The 19,942-nt window shown below is 44.7% G+C and carries 16 protein-coding genes; 12 read left to right on the forward strand and 4 right to left on the reverse strand.

What is annotated here, in order from left to right:
• The first annotated feature begins 30 nt into the window (after positions 1-30).
• From PGS38_RS03730 to PGS38_RS03765, 8 genes are read left to right on the forward strand one after another with little or no spacing between them, the layout of a single operon-like run.
• A complete protein-coding gene (locus PGS38_RS03730; RefSeq protein ID WP_117813386.1) occupies positions 31-2,376 on the forward strand; it encodes a hypothetical protein in 2,346 nt (781 codons plus the stop codon).
• Positions 2,377-2,378: 2 nt separating this feature from the next.
• Positions 2,379-4,247, forward strand: a complete 1,869-nt coding sequence (locus PGS38_RS03735) for a DUF2194 domain-containing protein (RefSeq protein ID WP_055220894.1) — start codon at positions 2,379-2,381, stop codon at positions 4,245-4,247.
• Positions 4,244-5,707 carry a GT4 family glycosyltransferase PelF gene (gene pelF, locus PGS38_RS03740; RefSeq protein ID WP_022461103.1) on the forward strand — a complete coding sequence of 488 codons (1,464 nt, stop codon included), beginning with the start codon at positions 4,244-4,246 and terminating at the stop codon, positions 5,705-5,707. The genes PGS38_RS03735 and pelF overlap by 4 nt, the downstream gene beginning before the upstream one ends.
• A gap of 34 nt (positions 5,708-5,741) precedes the next feature.
• Positions 5,742-7,208 (forward strand): exopolysaccharide Pel transporter PelG, encoded by a 1,467-nt coding sequence (gene pelG, locus PGS38_RS03745; RefSeq protein ID WP_022461102.1) that lies wholly within the window; start codon positions 5,742-5,744, stop codon positions 7,206-7,208.
• The gene (locus tag PGS38_RS03750; protein WP_055220892.1) at positions 7,209-7,592 is read left to right on the forward strand and encodes a DUF2304 domain-containing protein; all 384 of its coding nucleotides are present in this window, start codon (positions 7,209-7,211) and stop codon (positions 7,590-7,592) included.
• Between the two features lie 23 nt (positions 7,593-7,615).
• Positions 7,616-8,818 (forward strand): glycosyltransferase, encoded by a 1,203-nt coding sequence (locus PGS38_RS03755; protein WP_022461100.1) that lies wholly within the window; start codon positions 7,616-7,618, stop codon positions 8,816-8,818.
• A gap of 13 nt (positions 8,819-8,831) precedes the next feature.
• Positions 8,832-9,650: a glycosyltransferase family 2 protein gene (locus PGS38_RS03760; RefSeq protein ID WP_022461099.1), complete on the forward strand. Its 819-nt coding sequence runs from the start codon at positions 8,832-8,834 to the stop codon at positions 9,648-9,650.
• The gene (locus PGS38_RS03765; RefSeq protein ID WP_055220888.1) at positions 9,595-10,977 is read left to right on the forward strand and encodes a DUF4832 domain-containing protein; all 1,383 of its coding nucleotides are present in this window, start codon (positions 9,595-9,597) and stop codon (positions 10,975-10,977) included. The genes PGS38_RS03760 and PGS38_RS03765 overlap by 56 nt, the downstream gene beginning before the upstream one ends.
• Here PGS38_RS03765 and PGS38_RS03770 read toward each other — a convergent pair.
• Entirely contained in the window at positions 10,969-12,384 is a 1,416-nt protein-coding gene (locus PGS38_RS03770; RefSeq protein ID WP_158565045.1) for a DUF4832 domain-containing protein, read from the reverse strand. The two genes, PGS38_RS03765 and PGS38_RS03770, sit on opposite strands and share 9 nt — an antisense overlap.
• A 196-nt stretch (positions 12,385-12,580) precedes the next feature.
• Between PGS38_RS03770 and PGS38_RS03775 the strand changes: the two genes are divergently transcribed.
• Positions 12,581-14,104 (forward strand): lipopolysaccharide biosynthesis protein, encoded by a 1,524-nt coding sequence (locus PGS38_RS03775; RefSeq protein ID WP_055220885.1) that lies wholly within the window; start codon positions 12,581-12,583, stop codon positions 14,102-14,104.
• A gap of 57 nt (positions 14,105-14,161) precedes the next feature.
• Here PGS38_RS03775 and PGS38_RS03780 read toward each other — a convergent pair whose 3' ends face one another.
• Positions 14,162-14,599 (reverse strand): S24/S26 family peptidase, encoded by a 438-nt coding sequence (locus PGS38_RS03780; protein WP_117813382.1) that lies wholly within the window; start codon positions 14,597-14,599, stop codon positions 14,162-14,164.
• Between the two features lie 199 nt (positions 14,600-14,798).
• Here PGS38_RS03780 and PGS38_RS03785 point away from each other — a divergent pair, with 199 nt between their 5' ends.
• The 3 genes from PGS38_RS03785 to PGS38_RS03795 are packed head-to-tail and all read left to right on the forward strand — an operon-like array spanning position 14,799 to position 17,964.
• Entirely contained in the window at positions 14,799-16,064 is a 1,266-nt protein-coding gene (locus tag PGS38_RS03785; RefSeq protein ID WP_173815412.1) for a PqqD family protein, read from the forward strand.
• Entirely contained in the window at positions 16,061-17,830 is a 1,770-nt protein-coding gene (locus PGS38_RS03790) for a peptidase domain-containing ABC transporter (RefSeq protein WP_118719481.1), read from the forward strand. The genes PGS38_RS03785 and PGS38_RS03790 overlap by 4 nt, the downstream gene beginning before the upstream one ends.
• 2 nt (positions 17,831-17,832) lie before the next feature.
• The gene (locus tag PGS38_RS03795; protein ID WP_256372496.1) at positions 17,833-17,964 is read left to right on the forward strand and encodes a hypothetical protein; all 132 of its coding nucleotides are present in this window, start codon (positions 17,833-17,835) and stop codon (positions 17,962-17,964) included.
• Here the strand turns inward: PGS38_RS03795 and PGS38_RS03800 are convergent.
• On the reverse strand, positions 17,961-18,338 hold the full coding sequence (locus PGS38_RS03800) for a hypothetical protein (RefSeq protein ID WP_055220877.1): 378 nt from the start codon (positions 18,336-18,338) through the stop codon (positions 17,961-17,963). The genes PGS38_RS03795 and PGS38_RS03800 overlap by 4 nt on opposite strands.
• A gap of 188 nt (positions 18,339-18,526) precedes the next feature.
• A complete protein-coding gene (locus PGS38_RS03805; RefSeq protein WP_270475947.1) occupies positions 18,527-19,543 on the reverse strand; it encodes a Stealth CR1 domain-containing protein in 1,017 nt (338 codons plus the stop codon).
• Positions 19,544-19,942: the final 399 nt, after the last annotated feature.

Genomic DNA, 19,942 nt, shown 5'->3' on the forward strand with positions numbered 1-19,942 from the left:
AAAGAAAAGCAGAAAGGAGGAACAGAGATTATGACAATGAAATGGCTTACAATTTTACAGTTTCTGGAAATTGTCGCGGCATATGGCATTGTAACTTTGTTCCTCCCATGGCTGGTACTCCGGAAGCGGTTCCGCCGTTTTTCTGCTGCGGAACAGCTGACCGGATATTTTTTTGCGGGAAATTTTTATATCATCTATCTGGTATATCTGCTGCAGTTTCTTCATATCAGCAATCGTGTGACACTGACGGCAGGCACCGTGGGGCCGTTTCTTCTGGTGTGGATCTGGAAAAGAAGAAGTAAGATTCCAGGTGTGATCGAGTGGGTTCTGGAGAATGTAGAGCGTCTGCTGAGTGGAGAACGTGGAAAGAAAACTTCGCTTGTGCAGCTGCGAGGGACCATTTACAGGCGGTTTTTCCGTGGAAAAAGAAAGCAATGGCTGAATGTGCTGCTGGAGCTTGCTGTGATGGGGGCCGCGATTGCGGCAATTACGTATGTCTATGGGCCGAATATGATCGAAGCTTACGGTTATAAAGCCAGTGATATCCCGGTACACAACTACTGGATCAATGAGCTGGATCGGAACAACATCTGGGTTGCAGGTGTGTACCCGTATGGATTTCACATCGTGATTTATTATCTGCATATGGTGTTTGGGATCAAAACGTATGTCTTGCTGCGGATCTTTGGCGTAGTGCAGACATATTTTGTATATCTGGCAATGGTTGTGGCGCTGAAAATGGTGTGCAAGGGAAGATTTACTCCATATCTTGGCGTGCTGTTCTATGTGATGGATATTTTTAACCGGAATACGTATGCAAGATTTGAAGGTGCGCTGCCGCAGGAATTCAGTATGATCTTTATTCTGACGTCTGTCTGCATGGCGATCCGTTTTTTTCAGGAATTTGCAAAAGAGCAGAAGGCAGAAGAGAATGAAAAAAAAGAACTGGATCAAAACTGCCGTTGGTATCTGATCCAGTTTGCCATTGGATTTTCGCTTACGCTGACGATCCACTTTTACAGCACGATGATCGCCGGGCTGTTTTGCATTGGCGTTGCAGTCGGCTTTTGTTTCCGGTTTGCCCGGTGGAAGTATTTCCGCAGAATTATGGCAACGGGAATCCTGAGTGTGCTGCTTTCTGTACTGCCCATGGCGGCGGGTGTTGCGATGGGAAAAGGACTGCAGGGATCCCTGTACTGGGGATTAAGTGTTATCAATGGAGGAAAGGATGATGAAACGGAAGCGACAGATTCTCTGGTGGAAAATACAGAGCTGAGCACCATTTCGGAAAGTGAGGGGACAGAAAACAGGGATGGCGGCTCAACAGTCAGTGCATCACAGGTCGAGGCGCTGAAAAAAGCGGCTGAAGAGAAACTGGCAGAACAAGCGAAGGAGCAGCAGAAGCCATTAAAGGAACGTTTAAAAGAAAAATTTGCAGCAGTTCGAAGCAGCATTCGCGTAAATGTGATGAATGTAAAACCATATATTGTGGAAATTACCCTGGGAAGTATTGTGCTTTTGGCTGCGCTTGGAAGTTTGATGGTGCTTTTACGGGAGATTGATTTTGCGGGAGTGATTTTTTCCACTGCCTTTTATCTGCTCTGTATGTGCTGTCTGCAATGTGCATCCCTGCTGCATTTGCCGGCATTGATGGATCCAAACCGCTGCAGCATTTTCCTTTGCTATTCGGTTTGTTTTTCATGGACGCTGGGAGCAGATGCCATCGTACATCTCCTGATACGATGGTGGAAGAAAAGATGGGTCAGCAATGTTGCATCTATCCTTACTTTAGTCATAGCGGTTTCTGCTGTGATATCAAATGGTCTTCTGAGAAAGCCGATTGTTGTAGACGCTCTGGAAGATAATGGAGCGATTGCCTGCGTTACCAATATTTTAAAAGAAAACAGGAATTTCACCTGGACCATCTGCTCTGCCGATGATGAACTTCGAATGACGGAGTTTTACGGCTACCATTATGAGACCATTACTTTTCTGCGTGAACTGCAGGATCTGGAAAAAAATCCGGAGATCATTATGCCGACACAGAATGTATATTTTTTTGTGGAAAAAATTCCAATTGATTATGCGGGAAGTACCAACCACAAAGAAGTAACCGTGGAGGGAGCAGAAGCATCCCTTCCGTCAGCAGGCGGAATTGAACCGTATTTTGCAGAAAACCGGTGGTATACGATGTGCCATATTTATTACTGGACACAGAAATTTAAAGAACTTTATCCAGACGAGATGGAAGTCTATTATGAAACAGACAGTTTTATTTGTTATCGTGTACAGCAGAACGTAAACAGTCCGTACAATTTTGCAATTGATTACGGATATAACAATCCAACGCCAAAGGCAGGAAGCGAGGAAGAATAGAGATGGTTTCGCGTAGAAATTTTGTAGCAATTACAATCATTATGGCGATCGTTCTTTTCTTATTCCAGGGATTGAATGTGGCAAGAGAAAAGCTGAACTATTACGATACAAATGCATATGCGAAGGATAAAGAAACGTTAGCGGATGGAAGCGGAGCATTTGGAGCAGTGGATGCTTCCGATCAGATTAACATAGAGGGCAGCAGGGGAACCATTGTTTATATCGGAGCAGAAAAGAGCGACTCTATCGGTACCGTTGTTCAGGAATGGTGCCGGTATATGAAATATGAGTCAGCAGTCTATTCATCGATAACAAAATATGAGAAAGCAATGGAGAAAAAAGATACCAGGCTGCCGGAAATGGTGATTGTGAATTCGGAAAATATAGACTGGACAACCGTAAAGGATACCGTGGAACTGCAAAAATGTACAGAACAGGGGATTCATCTTGTATTTGCAAATCTGCCTGATGTTTCTGTGATAAAAAAGAATCAGAAATTCATGGAATTGCTTGGCATCAAAAAAATTACAGCAGATCAGGTAACGGTGAAGGGAATGGATTTGTATGCGAATCTGATGCTTGGCGGAGAAAACATTTATGAGGCGAAGAAACAGGAAGAGAAAAAGATGCAGGATCTTGAACTGACTTTTCCGTGGTTTAAACTGGCAGGTGGTACGAAAGCTTATATGAAAGGTATTCCGGAAGACAGTACCTTAAAAGTGCAGGAACATCCCGTTGCAATCTGGCGAAAAAGTACGGGAAATGCCTATGTTTTTGCAGTAAACGGAGATTATATGGAGGATGAAACGGGACTTGGAATCCTGACCGGAATGCTTTACGAGACAAGAGATTATCTGATTTACCCGGTCGTAAATGCACAGAATCTGATTGCTGCTAATTTTCCGGTTCTGACAGAGGAAAATACAGCACAGATGCAGGAGATTTACGGCAACACAGCAACAGCTGTTAACCGTGATATCATCTGGCCCTCTTTTGCTTCTGTTTATGAAAAGAATCATCTCGGACTGACCTGTATGCTGGCGCCGAAGCTTGATTACAGCAGTACAACAAAACCAGATGGCAGTATGCTGAACTATTATGTGAAACTGATTAATGAGCAAAAAGGGGAAACAGGGCTTTCCGGTACTTGTGAGTCAGAAACGGATGTGATACAGAAACTGCAGGAAGATCAGGAGTTCATGCAAAAAAAATTGAATACGTTTGCTTTTTCTTCTTTTTACGCTGGAGAACAGACGGATGAAGAAATGGAAAAAGCATTGCAGCAGCCTGTTCTTGAACAGATTCGTACGGTTGTAAAAGCCAAGGATACCGAGGGGGATATTGTAAGATATCAGAACGATCAGGTTACAAGCCAGAAAGTGATATCGGAAGAAGAGGAGCAATTTACATACCGTTCCTGGATGAAAGTAAAGAGTGTGGAATCTGCACTTGGATATACCAGTGTTCTGCTGGATTTGGATGCTATTCTTTATCCGAAAACAGAAGAGGATCGCTGGGAAAATATCGGCAAGGAATTTGCGGCGAATCTTTCTACGTACTGGAAGCTATTCTCCGGTTTTGACGGCACGACCGTATCGGAATGTGACACCAGAATCCGGACATTTCTGAATTCCCGTTATGAAGATGACAGAGAAGACAATGCCATCACATTAAGGACAACAGGAACCGATGAAACAGCGTATTATGTTCTTCGCACGCACAATGAAGATGTCAGAAAAGTTACAGGCGGAACAGCAGAAAAACTTGAAGATTCCGCGTGGCTGATTCGCGCAGAGCAAAGTGAGGTAAGGATTACGCTTGGAGCATCGGATCAACGGTATTACTATGAGAAAGGGGCGAAAAACGAATGAGAGTCTGCATTGTTGCGGAAGGATGCTACCCTTTCGTCGTAGGAGGTGTTTCAAGCTGGGTACACAGCCTGATCCAGCTGTTTCCGGAAACGGAATTTGTGATTCTTGCAATTGCGGCAAATCGTTCCCAGCGGGGAAAATATGCCTATGAATTGCCGAAAAATGTGTCTGCGGTCTATGAACTTTATCTTGACGATGTGGACTGGAGCGGCAGCAAGAAACTGCACAGAAAACGGCTGAAAAAAGAACAGTATCAGGCACTGCGCAGTCTGATTCTGGATCAGGACATCGAGTGGGATGTTTTGTTTGACCTTTTCCAGAAAGAAAATGTTTCCCTGAATGCGCTACTGATGGGGGAGGATTTTCTGAATGCGGTCAGAGACTGCTATAATCTGAAATACAGTCAGATTGTCTTTTCTGATTTCCTGTGGACGATGCGTTCGATTTATCTGCCGCTGTTTCTCACCATGCAGACGGAAATACCGCGTGCCGATTTGTACCACTGTGTTGCAACCGGTTATGCGGGGGTTCTTGGTGCCATGGCAAAACACTTCTACGGCAGCCGTCTCCTGATTTCTGAGCACGGAATTTACACCAGAGAGCGGGAAGAAGAACTGATCAAAGCCAAATGGGTAGAAGGAATCTATAAAAATATCTGGATCGATCAGTTTCGAAAAATGTCAAAGCTGGCGTACAACGAAGGGACGCTCATTACATCACTGTTTGAACATGCACGGGAACTGCAGATCGAACTTGGCTGCCCGATCGAAAAAACCATGGTCACGCCAAACGGAATCCGTGTGGAAAATCTGCAGAATATTCCGGGGAAAACGGAAGAAGATGAAGGAAAAATCAACATCGGTGCGGTACTGCGTGTGACCCCGATTAAAGATGTCAAAACGATGATTCAGGCATTTGGTTTTGCGAAAGAAAAAGATGACCGTCTGAAACTCTGGATTATGGGACCATGGGAAGAAGACCGGGAATATGCCGAGGAGTGTTTCCAGCTTGTCTCGGATATGGAAATCCCGGATGTTGTTTTTACCGGAAGAATCAATATCCGCGATTATCTTGGAAGAATGGATGTGACCATTCTGACCAGCATAAGTGAGGGACAGCCGCTGACCATTCTGGAAAGCTATGCGGCGCATAAGCCGGTGATTGCAACGGATGTCGGAAACTGCTATGGACTGATTTACGGGGAAAGTGATGATTTCGGTGCGGCCGGAATTGTCACGCATATCATGAATATTGAAGAAATCGCGCAGGCGATGCTGGATATGGCGGCAAATGAAAAAATGCGCCTGGAAATGGGAGAGACCGGCTATCGCCGTGTGATGGAGAAATATAGAGTAGAATATATGCAGAAAACATACTGGGAGATTTACCGGGATTTCGCAGAACAGATGGGGCTGGAGTGGAAGGAAGAATCGGTAAAACTGCCGGATAAGGAAAAGTAAAACCGGAGCAGGCACAAAAAAGGAGGAAGAGGATATGGCAGGAATCGGAGTTCGGCTGAATCGGATTTTTGAAAAAAATACACTTACGACAAATCTGGTTGGATTTTTCTACAGCACCGTAGTGACGGTTGCGCCCATGTTTGTCATCATTATCAATCTGATTTTAATGGAATATCTGCTGGATTTTGCCAGTGTGGGATATGTGACAAGAGAGCTGTTTTCCTGCACGATTCTTTATACCTTTATCTTTTCTCTTCTGACGGCGTCCCCGTTTAATGCGGTGCTGTCCCGCTATATGTCTGATGTGATCTACGAAGAGCGGTATCAGGATATTTTACCCTGCTATCATATTGGTATGCTTCTGAACATTGGTCTCAGCTGTCTGTTGGGGATTCCGTTCTGTCTCTGGGAACATTTTGTGGGAAAGGTACCAACCGCATATGTATTCTGTGGCTTTTGCGGTTATATCAGTCTGGTGCTTGTTTTTTACTCGATGATTTATCTTTCTATTTGCAAAGATTATCAACGGATTTCACAGTATTTTTTCTTCGGCATGCTGGTGGCATTTGTCCTTGCCCTGATTTTACACTTTATTCTGAAGTGGGAGACAACATGGAGTATGCTGTTTTCTCTGACGATCGGATTTTTTGTGACGGCAACGCTGGAAAATGCGCTGATCCGCCGGTATTTTGTGCGAAATAGCAATCATTACCGGCCGGTACTGCAGTATTTTAGGAAATATTGGAAATTGATTTTTACAAACTTTTTGTATATCCTTGGGTTATACATTCACAATTTTGTGTTCTGGACAACGGATATGCGGATGGAGATTGCAAAAAGTTTCGTATGTAACCAGCCATACGATATGGCATCCTGTCTCGCCATGTTTACCAACATTTCCGCAACGATCATCTTTATTGCGCGTGTGGAGATGAACTTTCACGAAAAATATAAACTGTACTCGGAGGCAGTCATCGGCGGAAAAGGCGCCGATATTGACAATGCGAAGAAACGGATGTTCCGTCAGCTTTCCAGTGAACTGATGACACTGGCGCGGTTACAGTTTATCATTTCTGTTGTGGTTTATCTGATCTGTGTTATTCTGCTACCAGGGGAGGGATTTTCCGGTATGACACTGAAAATTTATCCGTCACTTGCGGTTGGATATTTTATTCTGTTTCTGATGTATGCGGAAATTATCTTCCTGTATTATTTTGACGATCTGACAGGGGCAATCTGGACAGCGATCGTGTTTTGCCTGGTGACATGGATTGGCAGTCTGATTGCAACACATTTACCGGTGATCTGGTATGGCGCCGGGGTCATAGCAGGAGCATTTGCAGGATGGAGTGTGGCATATGCGAGACTGCGATGGGTAGAAAAAAACATGGACAGACATGTCTTTTGCCGTGGAAATCTGATTCCTCAGGGAAAGGGGAAACGGCCATCCGGTATGGTTTATGAAAGAAAAGCAGAGCAAGAGCAGAAGGAGGAAGCGTAAATGAGCACAGCAGCAATTGTAAAAGCTTGCGTTATTTTGATGGGAATTGGAATTATGATCGTTACCTTCGTGCTTCATGCGAAAAAGAAGCTGACCGTAAACCTGGCAGTTACCTGGGAACTGCTTGGAATTGCAGCAATCTTAAGCGGAGCGGTTCCGAGATTTTCCGGATGGAGCAGCCGGATCGGGCTTGGGAGCCTCGTTGTTCTTCTGATCACAGCGCTTCTGGTTCTGTGGGGCGTTTACCAGATGACAATTCAGATCTCTTCCCTGTTAATGAAAAACCAGGAACTGGCGATTCTGGTTTCTCTTTTGAACCAGGAGAATGAAAGAATTCTGAGAGAACTGGAAAAACTGACGGGCAAAAATGCAAGAGAGTTATAAGGGAATAGAAGAAGGAAGAACGAATGAAGAAAATTTTGTTTGTGATCAACACCCTTGGCCGGGCGGGAGCGGAAACAGCGCTGCTGGAACTTTTGCGCCGCCTGGATGCGGAGGAATATGAAATTTCACTTTACGTACTTTTGGGGCAGGGTGAAATGATTTCCCAGGTACCGCAGAGGGTACATGTGAAAAATAAGAAAATCTGTACCGCTTCTGTGCTGTCCGGTGCGGGGCGGAGAAAACTGATACAGACATCTTTTCTGGCGTTTTTCCGCCATGGTCGCACCATAAAGAAAATGCAATATGTGATACAAAATTTTTTCCGAATGAAAAAAACTGGAAACATTCAGCCGGACAAGCTGCTCTGGCGTGTAATTTCGGATGGAGCAGACCGATTTTCGGAAACCTTCGATCTGGCGGTTGCTTACCTGGAAGGCGGTTCTGCTTATTACGTTGCCGATCATGTGAATGCTAAGAAAAAAGCTGCCTTTGTCCATATTGCATACGGCAATTCCGGTTATACAAGGGAAATGGATCGGGACTGCTACGAAAAGATGGATCAGATCTTTACCGTTTCGCAGGAGACGCGCCGTCATTTTCTGGAATTTTATCCGGAATATGAGAAGAAAGTGCAGGTTTTTCACAATATTCTCGATACAGACCGGATTGCGCGTGAGGCGCAGCTGCCGGGCGGTTTTTCAGATTCCTATACAGGAATTCGAATCTTAACTGTCGGAAGACTGGCCTATCAGAAAGCATATGACATCGCAATTCCGGCCATGAAAAAGATCCGCGAAGATGGCTATGAGGCGCGATGGTATGTACTGGGAGAGGGATCCGAGAGAAATGCGCTCGAAAAGCAGATTGCAGAGCTTGGCCTGCAGGAAGATTTCCAGCTGCCGGGTGCAAAAGAGAATCTGTTTCCTTATTATGCACAGTGTGATCTCTACGTTCATGCAACACGGTTTGAAGGAAAAAGCATCGCCATCCAGGAAGCGCAGACACTTGGCTGTGCTGTGATTGCATCGGACTGTGCGGGAAACAGAGAGCAGATTGTGGACGGGGAAGATGGTCTTCTCTGTACGCTGACACCGGAAGGCATTGCCGAAAAAGTAGAAGAACTGCTGGATGATCCGAAGAAACGGGAACGGCTTGCAGCAGCGGCAAAACAGAAAATGAACGGTCAGACAGAGGAAATCTGGAAACTGCTGAATCTAATGAAATGAGGCGGACATACATATGAGACAAAAAGAGGTACTGCTGATTATTCCGGCATACAACGAGGAAAAAAATATAGAAAAGGTCATGAAACAGCTGGCGCAGCCGGAGATAGCAGATATTGTTGATGTGCTGGTCATGAACGATGCTTCTTCTGACAATACCAACTGGCTGGCGAAGGAATATGGCTGTGCGGTGGTTACTCATGTTTTTAATCTGGGATATGGCAGTGGGCTGCAGCTTGGATATAAATATGCAATCCGAAGGGGCTATTCTTATGTTATTCAGATGGATGCGGATGGGCAGCACGATGTGTGCAATATCCCGAAAATTTACCAGAGATTAAAGGAAAAAGATGATGATGGAAGAACGCCGGACATTGTGCTTGGATCCCGTTTCATGAAGGGGAGTACAGAGTTTGAAGTTTCCTTTGCAAAAAAAATGGCATTTGTCCTGTTTCGAAAAATGCTGTATTTGGCAACTGGACGGAAAATTGCGGATCCGACAACCGGACTGCAGGGTTTAAGCCGGAAAGCTGTTTTATACTATTCCAAATATAATCATTTCGATGATAAATATCCGGATACTAATATGATTACTCAGATGCTGCTTCTTGATTTTAAAGTTGTGGAGATTCCAGCTGTTATGCATGCTCGGACTTCGGGGAAAAGCATGCATTCTGGTTTGAAGCCAATCTGGTATATGATGCGGATGTTTTACAGTGTCCTGGCTGTGATTTTCCGGTGTAAGGTATTGAAAATGGATGCAGGAGCAGGACGGATTGATGTGGAGAGAGAAGATAAAAAGTATCCTGAGCTGGCAGAAGGGAAGAGAAGCTAAAGGCAGGGCAGAAAAGAAAGAATTTCCAGAACTGCGGGGAAAACAGGATAAAAAAGAGCTTTTCCAGAAAGCGATACTTCAGGAAAGCAGGAAAGCGATACAGAATCCCGGGTGTGGCTGGTATCATTTATATACTTTCAACGCGGCGCAAACCGGGGAACCGCTCTACATCGCCTGTGAAGAGGAAGAACTTGTCCTTCTCAGAATTGATATCGGAGCATTCCGGGACAAGCCGATTTCAGAACCGTCTCTGGAATGGATTCGAAGGATTCTGGCATTTTTTCGGGAGAAAAGAAAAGGAATGATCCTGCGGTTTTCCTATGATCTTGAGGGAAAAGGACTGGAGAAAGAGCCGGGCAGTATCCGTCTGGTGGAAGAACATATGCAGCAGATCGGAGAAGTCATTCGGGAATATGCGGACGATATTTTTGCAGTACAGGGAATTCTGATCGGGAACTGGGGCGAAATGCACGGTTCCCGTTATCTGACCCCGGATGCCTTTCGAACCCTGACCGATACCATGATAAAAGCAGTGGACGGCGCCTGCCCGGTTGCAGTGCGGAAACCGGCGCAGTGGCGGGAACTGACTTTGGGATGGACGGAGCAGGAAAAGAAAAAACTGACTCTGTTTAACGATGGGATATTCGGATCGGAAACGGATCTTGGAACGTATGGCACACTGTCACCGGAAACACCGGGACAGAAAATCTGCAGCCGGGAAGAAGAACTGGAATGGCAGAAAAACGAAATGTGCGGAAAATTTTGCGGCGGAGAGGCCATATGGGGAAGTGGGGCAGAACCGGCTCCTTTCGTCTCGGCCCCAAAAGCAATGGCGGATCTCGAAAGAATGCATATTTCCTATCTGAACAGTACGTATGATTTACGACGGCTGGAACAATGGAAAGCAGAAACGGTCGAGGACGAAAGCGGCCTGGAGGCAATTGGAAAACGTCTCGGCTATCGGTTTGTTGTGGAAGGTGTGGAGTTTGTTTCGGAAAGGGAAGAACTTCAGATTACACTGGAAAACAAAGGATTTGCAGAACTGACCGAAGAGGCAGACTGTTATCTGGAGCTGGAAAGAAACGGAACGCTTCAGAAAAAAATACAGATTGCAACAGATGCGAGACTCTGGAAGAGCGGAGAAAAAACCACTCTTTGCCAGAAAATAAAACTGCCTGCGGAATTAGCAGAACCAGAAGAACAGAAACTGTATCTGGCGCTGTACCGCAGGCGGGATGGAAGAACTATTTCATTTGCCAATCAGGGAGAAAAACAGGGACGCCCCTTTTTGGGAATTTTCAAAATTGACCCGATTGTTTTAATATAATTTGCTGATTTCGAGCGTACCAATCGAAAATCCATGCGTATCATGAGAAAATGTGTTTGCGGGCAAAATTTCCCTTTGCAGAACAGGATCCGTCATCTGGAAATATACCGTATAACTGCCTTTGGTGAGTCTCGCAAGCGGGAGAGAAATAGAGAGCTCTGCAGTAGTCCCCGGTATCCAGAATCTGGAATCCGAAGAGATGGGAAATGAGAAAACCTCACCATCGGAAGAAACCAGGGTGAGCTGTAAATCCAGTTTTCGATAGCAGACAGAAAAACCAACATTTTCCAGCCGTATCTGAAAATCAGACGAATCCAAAGCAGTGTCCTGGATGACATAGCGGTATCCCAGATGACGCTCGATATAATCATAGCCGGACAATCCGTTAAAAACGGAAGCTTTGTCTTTGTAAGCAGCTGCTTTCCATTTATCCAGAACCGCGGGATCGTGTTCCGAATTCAGATAGGAGACATGCATGCGCGATAAATCCTGAATGGCATGTGCGAGATCATTCAATGGGTTATCCAGAGTGACCTCGCCGCCGTTTGGGACGAAATTGCAGAGTTCATTCTGGAAGGAAAGCTCATCCTCACGAACCCAGGCGGAACGGTAAGTGTCTGCGGAGGCAGCGGTATCACCATAAGTGCCGGTATCGTTGGCCGTTCCGAGCATACCATCGTTAAACAGTCCAAGCCGGGAGGAAAGCGAACCATCAAAAGCTGTTTCCTTTGTCGGCCGTTCGGAGGAATCCAGAATTTTCCGCCTCTGTACCGGTGTGCGGACAGACAGAAAAACCGAAGGATCCGTTACCTCTGCCAGATGGTGCATCAGGGTAGTACAGTCCTCATCGGACATGTAGTGAGAATTGTTCATTTCCCCGCAGTTTCCGACAAAAATGCCCTGCATCAGAAAAACACAGTCCGTGTAGCGATTTACAACTTCAGCTGTCTGGTCCATGTGACGCAGAATTTGCTCCAGACTTTGCGGCTCTGTTTCCATTGCTTTTCCATCCCAGTCGTAGAGAAAACGTAAGATCACCTGACTGCCATGTCTCTGCCAGGCAGAGAGAATGGTATCAAGCTGGGAAAGAGCTGAATCGGAGAGATCTTCGTTTGAAAAATTCTGCAGATTCACTTCCAGCATGACAATTCCCTGCCTGTTTTTGGCGTCGGAATCAGAGGCGGCAGGAAGATTCGAGAGCGAATCGCTTCCAAGAACATAGCCATACATGTGATAAAATCCAATGTATGGATTGGATAACTCGTCTGCGGATTCTGTGCATGGTTCCGGCATGTAATTCGCACGATAAAAAGAACGGATACCAAGAAATGCGAACAGTGCAAGGAATACCAGAAGCAGAAGAAAAAACAGAAGATAAGAAAATGATTTTTTTCTATTTGTTTTCATAAAGGAAAGCCTTTCCAAAAGGGATACTGCCATTCACAGGTATCTGGAAACGGCAGCAACGATAGCAGGTATTAGATATATGATACCATTTTAATGTTACAAAATCCATGAAAACAGTGGAAAATAAGAGTGATGTAAAATTACGGAACTGTTTACCCGCGTAGCATGTTATAAAAACGAGAAGAAGGAGGAACTTATGCGCATTAAAAATTTATTCCGAAACAGTTTTTTCAGTATGCTTTCACAGTTTGCGCTTCTGATCCTCGGCTTTTTCAGCCAGCGTGCCATGAACCTGTACATGGGCGCGGAGCTGGTTGGAATGAATGGTGTTATTTCCAATGTCATCAATATCCTTTCCGTGACGGAGCTTGGCATATCCACGGCAATCGTTTACCATTTGTATGGCGCGCTTGCAAGAAAGGATGAGGCAGAGATTGCATCGCTGATGAATCTTTACCGAAAGGCATATCACGTCTTTGCTGTTCTTGTATTTGCGGCGGGAATGGCGGTTCTGCCGTTCATCCACCTTTTTATGAAAAATAACAGTTATTCGTTATCCTATATCCGCGTTCTGTATGCGATGTGGCTGGTTCGAACCGTTCTTTCTTATCTTTTAACGTACCGGAAGTCGTTGCTGATTGCGGATCAGAAAGAATACATTGCAAGCATCACCGGACTGATTTTAAATGTGGTCAGCTATCTGGCGATTATTCTGCTGGTTACATGGGAACAGAATTATCTGCTGGCGCTTGGTATTGGAACCGTAACGGAAGTCGTGCTGAATATCTGGATCAGCTGGTATGTGGAGCAGAAATATCCGTTTTTGCGCCAGCGGAGAAAAGAAAAGAGCACATCGTCTCTGACGAAAAGAATTGTAAGAGATCTGAAAAGCCTGTTTATTTCCAGAATTTCAGAAAAAATGCTGTATTGCACGGACAACCTGATTATTTCCGGTTTTATCGGGGTCGGTACGGTAGGACGATATGCAAATTACTGTATGATTACGCAGGCGATCAGCAATATTCTCACGATCCTTGCGAATACGATCCAGCCGACGGTCGGAGATTATTTTACAGAAAAAAATCGTCAGAGAAATTATGAGATTCTGCGGCAATTGACCTTTGGCTTTTTCTGCATTGCGTCGGTTGTATCGGTTGGCCTGTTTTCTCTGATTACACCATTTGTCCGTGATATCTGGCTTGGTCCTTCCTACGAACTTGGCTGGGGAATTACTGTTTTTTGTATTGTAGTATTGCTGGTTCGAATTATGGGATTGCCGCTCAGCCTTGTGATGGGCGTGACGGGACTGTTTGAAAAAGAGAAAAATGTCGGAGCATCCTCCGCACTTCTTAATCTGATCGTGTCACTGGCACTTGTAAAACCGTATGGGATGGCAGGCGTTCTGCTTGGAACCTTACTGTCTTATCTGCTGCAGATCTTGTATCGGTATATCATTTATTTCCGGGATTTCCTCGAGATGCCGGGAGAGGCGCTGCGGTATGCGCAGGATATCGGAGAGTATCTGGCAGTCATAGCGGGCGAAGTTCTGCTGATGCAGAAAATCGTACCACTGATATACGGAGCAGGCGGTATGCTTCTGTTCTGCGTCTGCTTTCTCCTGTGTATTGCGATTCCGCTGCTGCTGGATCTGGTGATCTTTGGAAGAGGCTGGAGACTTCAGAGCATTGTAACCATGGTGAAGGGAATGCGAAAAGCCTGATGCAATAGAAATTTCTCTGTGCATTTTGAAAAAAATTCGGAGAGGACAATGAAAAAATCAGTGCTTCTGAAAAAACCTGCGGAAAAAAGCCGTTACCGACCAGAAAAACGGGCGGACAGGGCGTAAAAAGAGCCAGATGGAAGAAAGCATCCGATAAATTGGATACGAAACAGAAAACGATTTTCCATTGCGTACGACACCAGTCAGTTTTCCATGAATCTGCTCCGGGGAAAGAGGTCCTTCCACTTCGGTCTGATTGTCCCCGACCAGATAGAAGCCATCCCTGGTAATTCGGCAGATGCGGTGCAGAACAAGGATTCCCTGCACACGGCGATACAGAATTACATCGCCGCGATGAAGTTCGGAAGGAACACAGTGTTCAATGACAGCTTCGTCCCGGCCCGGAAGAAAAAGAGGATACATACTGTAGCCCTGCGGTTTCAGTTTGACGGCAGAACCGTTTTTTAAAAGTTGTTCAATATCGTAAGTGTACATAAAAAACTCCATTTGGCGGATACGCCGAACCGACGAAATGCGTGGCATTTTGACGAGTGGCTCTGAATAGTTACCTGAATTTTATTATAACAGCTTACCCTGAAAATAAAAAGGATGATGAGCAGAAAAAGCATAACTTTACATACAAAACGAAAGACAGCAAATATAAGAAAACAAACACAGGAAGGGAAATCAGATTATGAGAATCAGAAGGCAGGAAGGATATTTACTGCAGAAAATCGGGAACACACATTATCTTCTGCCTTATGGGCAGAAAATAGCAGACCAGCAGCGAGGAATGGAGCTGAATGAGACCGCACGGATTCTCTGGGAAGCGCTGGAAACACCAAAAACAATGGAAGAACTTCAGCAGAAAATGATTCGCTGTTATGAAGTGCCGGAAGAAGAGCAGGAGGAACTGAAAAAAGATATTCAGGCTTTTGTGAAGGAGCTTCTTGCCTTTGGTGCGGTACGACGGGAACTTGGTTCTCCGGATGGAACTTGCGCCGGAGAATTGAAGATCGCAGGAATTTCCATTGCTGTTTATGGAAAAGAGGGCTGCATTCCAAAACAGTTTGCTTCTTTTGAGAAGAAAAGAGGAAAGGAAGAAGCAACAGAGAAAACAGAAGGAGAGGCAGCGAAAAAAACAGGAGAAAAAGAAGTGGAAGAAACGGTGATAAAAACAGAAAATAGGCAGGATGCGGCGGATCTCACGTTAGAATTGATCGAGCATGTACCGGAAAGCCACCAGAATGGAAACATTCTGATCCGGAATAAAGATCTGACAGTCTGCGCGTGGGAAGAAGGCTATGTCCTCTGGTTCCCGGCTCTTAAAAATATCTATGAAATCTGGATGAAAGCGGATGGAAGCTTCGCCTGTATTTATTACCGTCTGCCTATGACAGAAGAAGAGCAGGATTCCCTCTTTCTGGCGATCCGGCCGGTATTTCTGTTCCTGGCACAGAAAAAAGGCATGTTTGTGCTGCATTCCGCATCTCTTCTTTATCTGGAAAAAGCATGGCTGTTTTCCGGTCCGTCGGGAATGGGAAAATCGACTCATACGGCACTTTGGAAAAAACTGTTTGACACGCCGTTTCTGAACGGAGATCTGAACCTCATAGGAAAAGAGGGCGATCAGTTTGTAGTATACGGAATCCCGTGGTGCGGCACATCAGAAATTTTCACAGTCGAAAAGAAAGAGCTGGGAGGGATTGTGCTGCTGGAAAAAGCGCCGGAGGATAAAATCGTTTCCCTGACGAAAGAGCAGAAAACACTCCGTGTGATGCAGCGGATGATCTCGCCGCCCTGGACGGCAGGGCTGATGAAAAAGAATCTTGCTTTTGCGGAAGAAATTGCAAATGAAAAGCCGGTTTACTTCCTGCGCTGTACGAAAAATGATACAGCGGCAGAAGTGATGCATCACAGAATCACGGAGGATGAACTTGCGCAGGAGGCTTTAAAATGAGAAACTTGTGGACAAAAATAAAAAAATGCCTCCAGGCGGAAATGCTTCAGAAGATGTGGAAAGAATTTCTGTGGATTGCACAGTATGCCAGACGATACTGGAAAGCCATGATTTTCTATACCGCACTTGGTGTTTTCGGAACCGGTGTTTCTCTTGCGTCCAGTGTGATATCGAAAGATCTGGTTGATATTATCACCGGGCACCAGACAGGAAAACTTTTGCAGACCTTCGCACTGATGATCGGCTTTTCTTTTGGAAATACCCTGATTTCGCAGGCATCTGCGTATGCATCTACGATGATTAACCTGAAGGTAGACCGCGAAATCCAGAATGATATTTTTGCCAAGATTCTGGTCACGGACTGGGAATCGCTGACAGCGTATCATACCGGAGATCTGGTAACACGGTGGAGTTCTGATGCTTCAAATATTTCCAGTGGTATCCTGAACTGGCTGCCGAATCTTGTGATCTATACTGTGAAATTTATCAGTGCATTGGCGATTGTGGTACATTATGATCCCACCTTTGCCATTTTTGCATTGCTTGGCATCCCGTTCAGTGCGCTTCTGTCCCGCCCGCTGCTGCGCCGGATGACGAACAATAACCAGCGGAGCGCACAGATGAGTGCGAAACTTTACGGATTTAATCAGGAAGCATTTTCCAATATTCAGACAATCAAGGCATTCGATATGATCCGCTTTTATGTCGATCGCCTGAAAAATCTGCAGCAGGAATACATCAAAATGCGCCTGGATTTCCAGAAAATGTCGATTGCAACCTCGCTTCTGATGACGTTAATCAGCTATCTTGTATCTTACAGCTGCTACGGATGGGGAATTTACCGTGTCTGGAGCGGGGCAATTTCTTACGGAACCATGACCATGTTTCTGTCTCTGTCCGGTACACTGACGGGTTCCGTCAATTCGCTGGTCAGCCTTGTGCCATCGGCGATTTCTCTTGGCATCTCAGCCGGCCGTCTGATGGATATTGTGGAGATGCCGCAGGAGGACTACAGTGCGGATCGGGAAGTGGAGCAGTTTGCAGAAAAATACCGGGCAAGCGGCATCGGGCTTGCTATGGAGGACTTGAGCTATACCTACCATACGGGAACAGAAGTGTTTTCGAAAGCATCACTGGAAGCGTGGCCGCATGAAATTATTGCACTCGTCGGCCCGTCCGGCGAGGGAAAGACAACGATGCTGCGGCTGATCTTATCCTTGCTGCGTGCCCAGGGGGGAGAAGCATGGATTGGTGCAGGGGAAGACAGAGAACAACGGATTGCACTGTCGCCGTCCACAAGGAAATTGTTTTCTTATGTGCCACAGGGGAATACGATGTTTTCAGGAACAATTGCAGAAAATATGCGAAATGTGAAACCGGAAGCCACAGATGAAGAGATCGTGGAGGCGTTGAAACTGGCATGTGCATGGGAATTTGTGGAGAAACTGCCGGATGGTATTGAAAGTATGGTGAAAGAACGCGGCGGCGGATTCTCAGAAGGACAGGCACAGCGGCTTTCGATTGCGCGTGCACTGCTTCGAAAATCTCCGATTTTGCTGCTGGATGAAGCAACTTCGGCGCTCGATGTGGCGACGGAACGGAAAGTGCTGAAAAATATTATGACAGATACGTATCCGCGAACCTGCATTGTAACGACACACCGGCCGACGGTGCTTGGAATCTGTACGAGAGTGTATGCGATTCGAGGAAAGAAGTGTGAGGAGCTGGGCGAGAAAGAAATTTTGGAGATGGAGAAGGATTTCTAAAATTGAAGAAAGTTGCAGAATTGAAAGTACCTGCAAAATTTGGAGCCGAATTTGTAAAAACAGGTTACAAGCGAATAAAAAATGGAATGCCAAAAGGCATTCCATTTTTTAGAATACGGGAAGTGATCCATTAATCGGTAATGCTTACTCCAGTAATTGCAAGACCTGCATCGGAAGTAACAACCAAGTCACCGAAACCGATATTATCGGTTGGATTCTGATGATAAGCCAGTTTTACTTTCAGTGTAGTGGTTTCGTTACCGGAAATAAGTCCTGCGCCGCCAGAAACATAAGTAACATTCTGGTTGAAACTGATAGTCAGAACCTGGGCTTCCTTGGTATGATCAGCATTATGCTTTCCATTTACCTGAATACGGTAATCGCCACGTCCGTTTTCTGGAGTCTGGTGAATATATGCAGATGCAGTATAACATCCACTTGCCGCATAAACACCTTCTGCCATACCAGAATCAATTGTAACGATTGGTTTTGTGTAATTTTTAGTCATATATATTCACGTCCTTTTCTTGCAAAATCATCCTTGGTTACAATTCTTATTATAGGAGGAAAATCCCGCAAATGTCAATAGATTTGGGGTAAAAATGTTACTATTTCGATTAAAAAACAAGAACGTTCCGATAACGTAATGCCAAAATAGATGCAGATAAATTTCCGCCTCTGAATATGGAACAAAATTTACTTTTCAAACTGTGATTTCTGCGGAAAAAGTTTGGAAAAGGCATCGTTCAGTTCCCGTTTTACATGTTTATATGGGATTTCAAAATTGCTGTCATTGATGCAGATGCACTTTGCAGTCTGCTTTGTGATTGTCTTTACCAGTTCCGGGTTTTCCGGTTTTAAATTGAAGTATTTACAGAACTTGTGCGTGTTTCTTGGAACGAAATCACCACTCAGTTTCTGATATTCCCGCAGAACATATTGGCTCACATCATCTTTATGACGAAATGGGTGGCTGCAGACACCGTCTAACAATTCTTCTTCCTTTTCCCAGAAGAAACGATAAGTCTCCTTTTTCAAAGGAGACGGGCCATGAACGGTGTAAAAACCGGTAAATCGTGGAAATGCCATTTCCAGAAGATTATATCCAAAGTACATGGGAGGATATCCGATGTGAAAATAGGCACCTGGCTGCTTTTTCATGTTTTCCCGTTTGTCAAAGTACTTGGCAAGCAGCATAGTATTGTTCAGATAGATATATGGCATAATGGTATCTTCTACGTTTGCAACATCGGGCTGCAGGGCAAGCATATCAACGGGTTTTCCGTTTTCAAAAAAATCGGTTGGCTTTATTGGATGCAGCAAAAACATATCATCATTAAAATAAACAAAGTGTTCCGACAGATTTTTTATCCGGTGGAAATTCCACTCAATGGAATGCGAGTTAAAGGTGGGGAGATATTTTTCGGGAATAAAATCTTTGTGTGAAACAATCTGCAATTTTGGACATTCTGTATTGAGCCACGCCGGCAGATGACCGCATGTTACAAAATATACGTTATTTACCCATGGAGCAAAGTTTTCTATCGAACGAAATAGATACTTTAGAATTTCCCAGTCGCGATAGCGTTCAATACGGTCGTCGATATCAACAGAAACTCCTTGCTTTTTTTTGGCGTTCTGTTTTTGGCGAAACCATAAGGGGTCTGATCCGTCCACCCATGTGATGACAAAATCAATGATCTGTTTTTTCATTTGTAACGATCCTTTCGTATATTGTACCAAAAAAAACAGTATACTTTCGATAACGAAACAGTACAAAAAATCAGTTTACATTGTCAAAGTTGTTCAATTTTCTTTGTAGAAGTTGATATATTTTTTTCTTTACTTTAATAGTGAGAACGATTTATTTAGTGTTTAAGGAATTTTTTGATATAATGTATAAATGTTGTTGGTATACAATTCAGTATAATCTTTTTCCAGATATGTTTGTACAATTTGGTTTTGAATCTGCACATTGCGCCCTGTTACTATGTACATAGGCTCTCTGTGCTCGAATAAATTTTGAATATGCTGAAAAATTTCATTTGAAAGCATCGAAAAATGGTCTGCTGTAATACAGTATTTGTCATAAGGTTCAAGTCCAGACAGCAG

Source organism: Fusicatenibacter saccharivorans (genome assembly GCF_027667425.1).
GTDB classification, from domain to species: Bacteria; Bacillota; Clostridia; order Lachnospirales; family Lachnospiraceae; genus Fusicatenibacter; species Fusicatenibacter saccharivorans.

Excerpts from the sequence above, each read along its gene's own strand:
- PGS38_RS03765 (WP_055220888.1), top strand. The coding sequence starts at position 9,595 with ATGTGGAGAGAGAAGATAAAAAGTATCCTGAGCTGGCAGAAGGGAAGA.
- pelF (WP_022461103.1), top strand. The coding sequence starts at position 4,244 with ATGAGAGTCTGCATTGTTGCGGAAGGATGCTACCCTTTCGTCGTAGGA.
- PGS38_RS03805 (WP_270475947.1), bottom strand. The coding sequence starts at position 19,543 with ATGAAAAAACAGATCATTGATTTTGTCATCACATGGGTGGACGGATCA.
- PGS38_RS03790 (WP_118719481.1), top strand. The coding sequence starts at position 16,061 with ATGAGAAACTTGTGGACAAAAATAAAAAAATGCCTCCAGGCGGAAATG.
- PGS38_RS03785 (WP_173815412.1), top strand. The coding sequence starts at position 14,799 with ATGAGAATCAGAAGGCAGGAAGGATATTTACTGCAGAAAATCGGGAAC.
- PGS38_RS03775 (WP_055220885.1), top strand. The coding sequence starts at position 12,581 with ATGCGCATTAAAAATTTATTCCGAAACAGTTTTTTCAGTATGCTTTCA.
- PGS38_RS03730 (WP_117813386.1), top strand. The coding sequence starts at position 31 with ATGACAATGAAATGGCTTACAATTTTACAGTTTCTGGAAATTGTCGCG.
- PGS38_RS03770 (WP_158565045.1), bottom strand. The coding sequence starts at position 12,384 with ATGAAAACAAATAGAAAAAAATCATTTTCTTATCTTCTGTTTTTTCTT.
- PGS38_RS03750 (WP_055220892.1), top strand. The coding sequence starts at position 7,209 with ATGAGCACAGCAGCAATTGTAAAAGCTTGCGTTATTTTGATGGGAATT.
- pelG (WP_022461102.1), top strand. The coding sequence starts at position 5,742 with ATGGCAGGAATCGGAGTTCGGCTGAATCGGATTTTTGAAAAAAATACA.
- PGS38_RS03780 (WP_117813382.1), bottom strand. The coding sequence starts at position 14,599 with ATGTACACTTACGATATTGAACAACTTTTAAAAAACGGTTCTGCCGTC.
- PGS38_RS03800 (WP_055220877.1), bottom strand. The coding sequence starts at position 18,338 with ATGACTAAAAATTACACAAAACCAATCGTTACAATTGATTCTGGTATG.
- PGS38_RS03755 (WP_022461100.1), top strand. The coding sequence starts at position 7,616 with ATGAAGAAAATTTTGTTTGTGATCAACACCCTTGGCCGGGCGGGAGCG.
- PGS38_RS03735 (WP_055220894.1), top strand. The coding sequence starts at position 2,379 with ATGGTTTCGCGTAGAAATTTTGTAGCAATTACAATCATTATGGCGATC.
- PGS38_RS03760 (WP_022461099.1), top strand. The coding sequence starts at position 8,832 with ATGAGACAAAAAGAGGTACTGCTGATTATTCCGGCATACAACGAGGAA.